Annotated in this window: 8 protein-coding genes and 1 riboswitch; of the genes, 3 read left to right on the top strand and 5 right to left on the bottom strand. The window is 68.2% G+C overall.

Translation table 11 applies throughout. From position 1 onward, the window contains the following. Window positions 1-141: 141 nt before the first annotated feature. The 3 genes from DPA01S_RS16425 to DPA01S_RS13515 form a co-directional block, all read right to left on the bottom strand. Complete coding sequence (locus tag DPA01S_RS16425; RefSeq protein WP_256386783.1) at window positions 142-387, bottom strand: type II toxin-antitoxin system RelE family toxin; 246 nt, start codon at window positions 385-387, stop codon at window positions 142-144. Between the two features lie 33 nt (window positions 388-420). Beyond that, window positions 421-666: a type II toxin-antitoxin system Phd/YefM family antitoxin gene (locus DPA01S_RS13525; RefSeq protein WP_061917018.1), complete on the bottom strand. Its 246-nt coding sequence runs from the start codon at window positions 664-666 to the stop codon at window positions 421-423. Window positions 667-942: 276 nt separating this feature from the next. Continuing rightward, window positions 943-1,314 carry an iron chaperone gene (locus tag DPA01S_RS13515; protein WP_061917010.1) on the bottom strand — a complete coding sequence of 124 codons (372 nt, stop codon included), beginning with the start codon at window positions 1,312-1,314 and terminating at the stop codon, window positions 943-945. A gap of 172 nt (window positions 1,315-1,486) precedes the next feature. Beyond that, a riboswitch (TPP riboswitch) is annotated at window positions 1,487-1,596 on the top strand. Here DPA01S_RS13515 and thiC point away from each other — a divergent pair. Together thiC and DPA01S_RS13505 are read left to right on the top strand one after the other, a co-directional pair. Further along, window positions 1,595-3,325 (top strand): phosphomethylpyrimidine synthase ThiC, encoded by a 1,731-nt coding sequence (thiC, locus tag DPA01S_RS13510; RefSeq protein WP_061917006.1) that lies wholly within the window; start codon window positions 1,595-1,597, stop codon window positions 3,323-3,325. Its footprint overlaps the riboswitch before it by 2 nt. Before the next feature lie 540 nt (window positions 3,326-3,865). Beyond that, window positions 3,866-4,681, top strand: coding sequence for a mycofactocin-coupled SDR family oxidoreductase (locus DPA01S_RS13505; protein WP_061917002.1), 816 nt, complete (start codon window positions 3,866-3,868; stop codon window positions 4,679-4,681). Between the two features lie 228 nt (window positions 4,682-4,909). On the opposite strand, the gene DPA01S_RS13500 is transcribed toward DPA01S_RS13505, so the two are convergent. Beyond that, window positions 4,910-6,637, bottom strand: coding sequence for an AMP-binding protein (locus DPA01S_RS13500; protein WP_232303157.1), 1,728 nt, complete (start codon window positions 6,635-6,637; stop codon window positions 4,910-4,912). A gap of 185 nt (window positions 6,638-6,822) precedes the next feature. On the opposite strand from DPA01S_RS13500, the gene DPA01S_RS13495 reads away from it, so the two are divergent. Beyond that, window positions 6,823-7,701 carry a tyrosine-protein phosphatase gene (locus DPA01S_RS13495; RefSeq protein ID WP_061916993.1) on the top strand — a complete coding sequence of 293 codons (879 nt, stop codon included), beginning with the start codon at window positions 6,823-6,825 and terminating at the stop codon, window positions 7,699-7,701. Between the two features lie 3 nt (window positions 7,702-7,704). Here the strand turns inward: DPA01S_RS13495 and DPA01S_RS13490 are convergent, their stop codons facing one another. Further along, a complete protein-coding gene (locus DPA01S_RS13490; protein ID WP_232303156.1) occupies window positions 7,705-8,139 on the bottom strand; it encodes a hypothetical protein in 435 nt (144 codons plus the stop codon). Window positions 8,140-8,315 lie beyond the last annotated feature (176 nt).

Genomic DNA, 8,315 nt, shown 5'->3' with positions numbered 1-8,315 from the left:
CCGCTGGTCTGCTTTCGGCGCCGCATCGACGCTGGCCGGGGCGCTGCCGGAGGATGTCGAGAATGAGTTTGAGTGCTTGGGCGGTGGAGCATTCGCGTGGTTGGACCCTCACTAAGATCGTGAACCAGCGTGGGGATGGGGTCACTTGTAGACGTCACCGCGGTGGCCGATGCGTAGTACGAGTACAACGAGGGCCTCGTCTTCGATGTCATAGATGACGCGATGGCCACCGACGCGGATGCGGAGTTCGCCGTCACCTACGGCGAGTTGGATCGCTCCGGGCGGTCGCGGTGTCCCGGCCAGCGCCTCGATCGCCCGGACGATTCGCTTCTGCTCGGTGGGATGAAGTTTGCGCAGGGCTTTGGCAGCCGAGGGCTTATAGGAGATCGAATAGGGCTTCAGACGAGCGGGGGCGCTGGTCTACAGGCCCAGTTCCGCCATGAGGTCTTCGTGGGAGATGCTGTCGTTCTCGCGGCGAGCGGCAGCCGCGGCTTTCATGTCGACCTGATCTTCCAGGGCCTGTAGGGCGCGGTCGAAGAACTCCGGCGAGACGACAACGGCGCGACGACGGCTGCCCCGGCTGAGGATCTCTACCGGCGCCCGCTGCGCGGCATCGAGTAACTCGCTCTGATGAGCGCGGAAGTAGCTCAGCGTCGTGGTGACCATGCCAGCAATAGTACATCTTGTACAACTAGCGGCCCAGTTGCCTGCATGATCTCGAGTGGGTGGTGAGCTCCCTCGTCGTCGCCCTCGGACGGTCCGACGGCACCTCCAACACCACGGTGCGCGTGGTCGACTGGGTGACATACGCGGAGCCACCCTCGATCGCGATCCCGTTGGACACGCCGACCTGCGCGCGGCGCGACTATCGGTCTTCGACCTCGCCGGTCGCGGTGACCCGCGTCAGCCGGCCCGTCTGGCCGGTGACGATTCCGCGTGCGGTCACATCCAGTTGACGCCGTCGTGTTCGTGTTCGCGCACCCGGTACTCGATCATTCTGGTGAGGAGTGGGCGAGGCGGTGGGGTGCCGTATGGCAGGGCGACGGTGCTTTTGCCAGTGCGGTACCGGGTGAGCTCGGCTTCGAAAGCAGCTTTGGTGGATGGGGTGAAGGCGACGCTGGCGTGAGCCTTGTGACCGCTGAACATGAACAAGATGACGCCGTCGGGATGGACGTAGGCCGGGTGGCCCCACTTGATCTGCTCGACTGCATCGGGGACCGCTTCGCGGCTAAGGGACCGGAGTTCGGTGAGAAGGGCACGGCCGAGCGGTGGTGCTGCGTCGATGTACTCGTAGACGGTCGATGGCTTCGGCATGGCCTCTCACCCGATCCTCTGATCTGATTCCGGAAGGGCCGGTTTGCACCGGTGGCCTTTGGTATGCGTTCCGTTTCTACTCCGCAGGAACCGGCGGTGCAGATGCCCCCGGTCAGCGCCTTCTCTCCGCTCGGCCGGGGTGGTGGCGGTTGTCGTGGGCTGTTAACGTCGGGTCTGTCCACACGGGAGCCCTAATGCAGGGGCTGAGATCGGGCTGAAGCAGCCTGCGACCGTCGAACCTGCCCGGGTAATGCCGGCGAAGGAAGTAGGAGCACCTCACATGAGTGCATCGAAATCGCGCGCACTGACGTATGTCCACGACACCGAACATGATCTCCGAGTGCCGGTCACCGAGATCGCCCTGGAGGATTCTCCGGGCGGGGCGCCGAACGCCCCGGTGCGGGTCTACCGCACAGCCGGCCCGGGCAGTGACCCGGTGGTCGGGCTCCCGCCGCTGCGGGCCGCGTGGATCCGGGGCCGCGAGGACGTGGAGGAGTACGAGGGTCGGGAGCGGAATCTGCTCGACGACGGCCGCTCGGCGATCCGGCGGGGTGAGGCCTCCCAGGAGTGGAAAGGCGCGACTCCGGTGCTTCTCCGGGGCAGAGAGGGCCGGACGGTCACGCAGATGCACTACGCCCGCGCGGGGATCATCACCGAGGAGATGCGCTTCGTGGCCTTGCGCGAGAACTGCGACGTCGAGCTGGTGAGGTCCGAACTGGCGGCAGGGCGGGCGATCATCCCGGCCAACGTCAACCACCCCGAAGCCGAGCCGATGATCATCGGCAGGGCCTTCCTGGTGAAGATCAACGCCAACATCGGCAACTCAGCCGTCACCAGCTCGATCGCCGAGGAGGTGGACAAGATGCAATGGGCCACCAAGTGGGGAGCTGACACGGTGATGGATCTATCCACTGGCGATGACATTCACACCACCCGCGAGTGGATCATCCGCAACTCGCCGGTGCCGATCGGCACCGTGCCGATCTACCAGGCTCTGGAAAAGGTCAACGGGCAGGCCAACGAACTGACCTGGGAGATTTTCCGGGACACCGTGATCGAGCAGTGCGAACAGGGTGTGGACTACATGACGATTCACGCCGGAGTATTGCTGCGCTACGTGCCGCTCACAGCCGATAGGGTCACCGGAATCGTCTCCCGGGGCGGGTCGATCATGGCCGGTTGGTGTCTAGCCCACCACCAGGAGAACTTCCTCTACACCCACTTCGACGAACTCTGCGAGATCTTCGCCCGCTACGACGTCGCCTTCTCCCTGGGCGACGGGCTACGCCCGGGGTCGATCGCCGACGCCAACGACGCCGCCCAGTTCGCCGAACTCGACACCCTGGCCGAGCTCACCGCCCGGGCCTGGGAGTACGACGTGCAGGTCATGGTCGAGGGCCCCGGGCACATCCCGCTGCATCTGGTGCGGGAGAACGTCGAGCGACAGCAGGAACTGTGCCACGGAGCCCCGTTCTACACCCTGGGCCCGCTGGTCACCGACATCGCGCCGGGCTATGACCACATCACCTCCGCGATCGGGGCCACGGAGATCGCTCGCTATGGCACGGCCATGCTGTGCTACGTCACCCCCAAGGAGCATCTCGGGCTGCCGAACAAAGAGGACGTGAAGACCGGGGTCATCACCTACAAGATCGCCGCTCACGCCGCGGACCTGGCCAAGAACCACCCCGGAGCGGCCGAGCGAGATCATGCGCTGTCGAAGGCGCGGTTCGAGTTCCGGTGGCGAGACCAGTTCGCATTGTCTTTGGACCCCGACACCGCCGAGGCGTTCCACGACGAGACGCTGCCGGCCGAGCCGGCCAAGACCGCGCACTTCTGCTCAATGTGCGGGCCGAAGTTCTGCTCCATGCGCATCTCACAAGACATCCGCAACCAGTTCGGTGGCGCCGAAGAGCAAGAAGCAATCGCCGGGATGCAGCAGAAGTCCGCCCAGTTCCGGGCCACCGGATCCACTGTCTACCTGGACGCCCCCACAGTCCCCACGAACTGAAGGCCCCTACACCGGGGCGCGGCGCGGTGGACCGAGGGAACCCCCCTGGCTGCCTTCCCTGACGGGTCGGCGGACAGGGGGCCGTGACCCTGGATCGTGGACATGCTGATTCCAGCACGGTACTGGGGGAAGCGGGAATCCATGACATAGCACGGAAGAACTACACGGACGAGGTTCGTCGGCGGGCGGTGGACTTGTACGAATCGCCGCCTGGCGCCACGCGCGAGGGCATCGCGGCTCACCTCGGGGTCTCCCGCGGTTTGCGTTGAAGGGATGGGTGGACAAGCGCGGCTCCGGGACGACCACCGCTGGAAGGCCGACGGCGTCGATACCGGGTCGGCCCGAGCCGCAGGCGCCATCTGGCGGGGCAATGTGAGTCGGCGATATGTCTCAGGAGAATCTCAGGCCAGGCAGCATCGCCGATGCCGCCGGCCGGTCCCGCTCTGCGGGAGATGCGGATCACATTTGTTTCCGTGCGCCCTACGTTCGATGCACCGACTGCACAGGTACGCAGCGGCTGGAATCGATACAAGGAGAGCAATGGGATCACTAGATGGGCGCGTCGTCTTTGTCACCGGAGCCGCGCGCGGTCAAGGCCGAAGCCATGCTGTCACGCTCGCCGCAGAGGGCGCTGACGTCATCGCGATCGACCTCTGCTCGCAGATCGACACCGTCGAATACGACATGTCGACGCCCGACGATCTCGAGACCACCGTCCGAGAGGTCAAGGCGCTCGGGCGGCGGATCCATGCCGTACACGCGGACGTCCGCGATCCGGAAGCAGTGGTCTCGGCCCTCGAGGCAGGTGAGGAGAAGCTCGGACGGCGGACGGACATCGTGCTGGCCAACGCCGGCATCATGCCGTTAGGTGTCAACGTCAACACACACCAGGGGTTCCTCGACGTTATCGACGTCAATCTCACAGGGGTGCACAACACAGTGTCGGCGGCGGTGCCGGGCCTTCTGGAGAACAAGGGTGGATCGATCGTGATCACCAGCTCCACTCAGGGTCTCAAGGGAACCGGGGGGAGGGGCGGGATCAACGCCGCCTACACCGCCGCCAAGCACGGCGTCGTAGGGCTCCTGCGCAACTACGCCAACTGGCTGGGGCCGCAGAACGTCCGCGTCAACACCATCCACCCCACCGGTGTGGCGACACCGATGATCCAGAACACGATCATCGAGCAGTTCTACAGTGATCCGAACGCTGACTTCGACGCTGTCCGCAACATCATGCCCGTCGAATTCATCGAACCCGTCGATGTTTCCAGGACGATTGCCTTCCTCGTCAGCGATGCGGGAAAGCACATCACCGGGATGACGCTCTCGGTGGACGCGGGGTTCAACGCCCGATAGTTGCCGGGCGAGGCGGTGGAAGGTTGGGGCCACCGGATATTGCGTTCGGGGGCCGGCGGTATTGCCGTTGGGGGCCGGTGATCGCGCCTGTCGGGGCCGTCGGCCCACCGCCGGCGCGGGAGCGTCACCGAATGTCGACACCCGCGGCGCGGGGCCGGGAAAGGCCGCGATCGGCGCGCCGGCCGAGCCCGACGGACGCCCCGCGCAGCGTCCGCCGGGCCCGCATTGTCAGACCCCCGCCGGCCGACGGCCGTGGAGCTGGTACTCGGCGAGCAGCGCCTCGCGGTCGGCGTCGGTGAGGGGCCGGTACACGTCATCCGACTTGTCGGCGCCGCCGCGCAGGTAGACCTCGCCCGGCTCGGTCCACGACTCGCGTCGCAGGCTGGGCTTGGAGATCTTGCGGGTGGCGGTGACGGGCATCTCCTTCATGATACGAACGAACCGGGGCGCCCACTTGGTCCCCATGTCGGGCTGGGTGCGGCAGAACTCCGTGAACGCGTCGGCGTCGAACTCCACGCCGGGCTCCAGCTGGATGGCGGCCATGACCTGGTCGCCGGTGCGCGGGTCGGGCACCGGGTAGACCGCCACGACGAGCACGCCGGGGAAGCGGTCGAGGATCCGCTCGACGGGGCCGGCGGAGAAGTTCTCGCTGTCCACGCGGATCTTGTCGCCGGAGCGGCCGGCGAAGTAGAAGTAGCCGTCCGCGTCCTTGTAGCCCAGGTCGCCGGAGTGGTAGACCTCGCCGATGTTGCGCTCGGCGGTGGCCTCCGGGTTGCGGTAGTAGCCCTCGAACAGCTTGGCGCCGGTGAGGTTGCAGATCTCGCCGATCGCCTCTCCGGCGTTGGTCAGGCCGCCCTCGTCGTCGAACTCGGCGATCGGGCACTCGTTGCCGTCCTCGTCGAGGATCGCGACGTCCATGTAGGCGCCGGCCACGCCGAGCGCGCCGGGCGGGGTGTCCTCGGTGTGGCTGATGACCACGCCGCCCTCGCTCGAACCGTACGACTCGAGCGGGGTCACGCCGAAGCGGCGCTCGAACTCCACGCGGTCGTGGACGGAGGCCTCGGTGCCGAAGACGACCCGCAGGCACGTCTGCTTCTCCTCGGGCACCTCGGGCTGGGCGAGGATGTAGGACAGGGAGCGGCCGACGTAGTTGAAGTACGTCGCGTCGAACTTCAGCACGTCGGGCAGGAAGCCGGAGGCCGAGAACTTGCGGCGCATCGCGAACGTGCAGCCCACGTACGCGGCGGGCGCGAAGGCGGCGAACAGGGCGTTGCCGTGGAACAGGGGCATCGCGCTGTAGGCCACGTCGTCGCGAACGAGGCCGCGGTAGTTGATCGTGCCGAGCATCGCCATGCGGCCGGTCGAGCACATGACGGCCTTGGGCGCGCCCGTGGAGCCCGAGGTGAACAGCAGCGCGAGCAGGGTGTGGGGGTCGCGCGCGTCCTCGGGGTGCAGGCGGGGCTCGGCGCCGGCGTGGTCGGCGAGCAGGCCGCGCCACTGCTCGGAGTCGATGTCGAACGAGGCGACGGCGCCCGTGTCGAGGCCGTCGAGCAGCGCGCTGCCGTCGGCGTCGGTGAGGATCACGTCGCAGTCCACGCCGCGGATGTCGGAGGCGAGCTCGGCGCCGCGACGGGTGGGGTTGATGCCGATGATCGTGACGCCCGCGAGCGCCGCGCCGGACAGCGTGAACAGGTACTCCGGCACGTTCTCCAGCAGGATGCCCACGTGGAGGCGCTTGTAAGGGTCGGGGCGCTCGGCGTAGGAGGAGGAGTACTCGTCGGACCAGCCGCGCAGGATCTCAGCGCGGACGGCGGCCTCGGCCACGAACTCCCGCCAGGTCCACGACGAGTCGTCGAACAGCAGTCCCGGGTGATCGTCGGTCGACCGCTCCAGCAGGATGTCGCCGAACGTCTCGTGCTGCATGGCGTGGCCGGGATTGAAATCTGTTCTACTCATGAGATCGCACAATAGGCCATGGAAACCCGTTCTACGCCGGAAACAGGCGGCACCATTGACACGTGTCAGCCGCACGTGTCCGGGCGGCTGTTCTGCCTCCGTCCGGACGCTGTCGCTGAGCTCGATCGGGTAGGAACGAGGCGTGGCGCGCCGCGCGGGCGCGCCGGGATCGTGAGGGGCGTGGGATGGTGGCGGAACCGGGCGGAAACCGCAGCGCGGCACCGGGCGTCGGGGTTGGTGGCGGCATCGGTGTTGGTGTTGATGGCGACGACGACGAGGTCGGCCTCCGCCCCGACGGGCTCGGGGTCGGGGAGATCCGGCTGAGCAGCGTGCACAACTTCCGGGACGTGGCCGGCCCCGGGTACGCCCTCAGGCCGTCCGGCTCGATGACCCGCGGTGTCGTCTTCCGGTCCACCGCGCTGTCCGTGGGCGAGGAGGATCTCGGGATCCTCGAGCGGCTCGGCGTGACCGCGGTGGTCGATCTGCGCACCGGCGCGGAGATCGACAGGCAGCCGGACGTGATCCCCGCCGGCGCCGAGTATGTGCCGATCGACGTGCTGGGCGGGCACACGTCCGCCGCGACCCTGACCACGACCGGCCTGGTCGGGGTCGAGGAGGCCCGCCGCGAGATGGCCGAGACCTATGAGCGGTTCGTCCTCGGCGACCACGAGCGCGGGGCGTTCGGTCGCGCGGTGAGCGTCCTGGCGGAGTCCCCCGGGCCGGCGATCGTCCACTGCACGGCCGGCAAGGACCGCACCGGCTGGGTGTCGGCCCTGCTGCAGCTGCTGGTGGGGGTGCGGGAGGAGGACGTCGTCGCCGACTACCTGCTCACCCGCGAGATGTCCGCCGACTTCGTGGCGGCGATCCGGGCCCACGTGCAGTCCGCGATGCCCGAGCAGCTCGAGGCGGTCGAGGTCCTCATCGGCGTGGAGGAGGCCAACCTGCGCCGTTCGCTGGACGCCCTGGCCCGCGAGTTCGGTGACGCCAGGCGCTACCTCGTAGAGGGCGCGGGCGTCGACGCCGAGGTCGTTGACGACCTGTCGGCCCGGCTCCGCTCCCGCTGAGTCTCAGGTCAGGATGAGCAGCGCGCCGAGGACGCCGCCGAAGCCGACGGACTGCAGCACCACCGCGACGGTGCGTCCGACCTCGGTCCGGGCGCCGGCGTGGACGCGCGGCCCGGCCAGGGTGACGGCGAAGATCATCACCACGGCGGCGACACCGGCCAGCGTGTCCGCCAGCCGCTCGGCCACCCCGTAGACGGCCGCGAGGCCCAGGAACCCACCGACGAGCGCGGCGGCGATGGTCGTCAACGGCGCGGGGAACACCGTGGCATGGCCGCTCCCGCCGGCGCTGTCGCTCCCGCCGGCGCCGACGCTGTCCCCAGCACTCGCGCCGGCCCTGCCGCTCGCGCCGCCGGCGAGCCCGTCGTCCGGGCGCGCGGGCTCCGCTCGGCGCTCATCCGGGAAGGCCTCGCGGTCCCGGATCATCAGGCGTTCGCTCATGTCCTCGACCGTACGCACCGGCGTTCGCACCGGGCTACCGTCCTCGCGCGCGATCGTCGGGCGGCCCCGTCCCCGCTGGTACACAGCGTTTTCCGCACGCGGAGAGGTCCGTCACAGCGGTGTCACTCGCGTCTCTCCGGCCCCTCTGGGCGCGCCCTGTCTCCGACCCACCACCG

The sequence above is a fragment of the Dietzia papillomatosis NBRC 105045 genome, assembly GCF_001570845.1.
GTDB lineage: Bacteria > Actinomycetota > Actinomycetes > Mycobacteriales > Mycobacteriaceae > Dietzia > Dietzia cinnamea.
The sequence above is the reverse complement of the archived record's forward strand: the minus strand, read 5'-3'. Positions and strand labels throughout refer to the sequence as shown.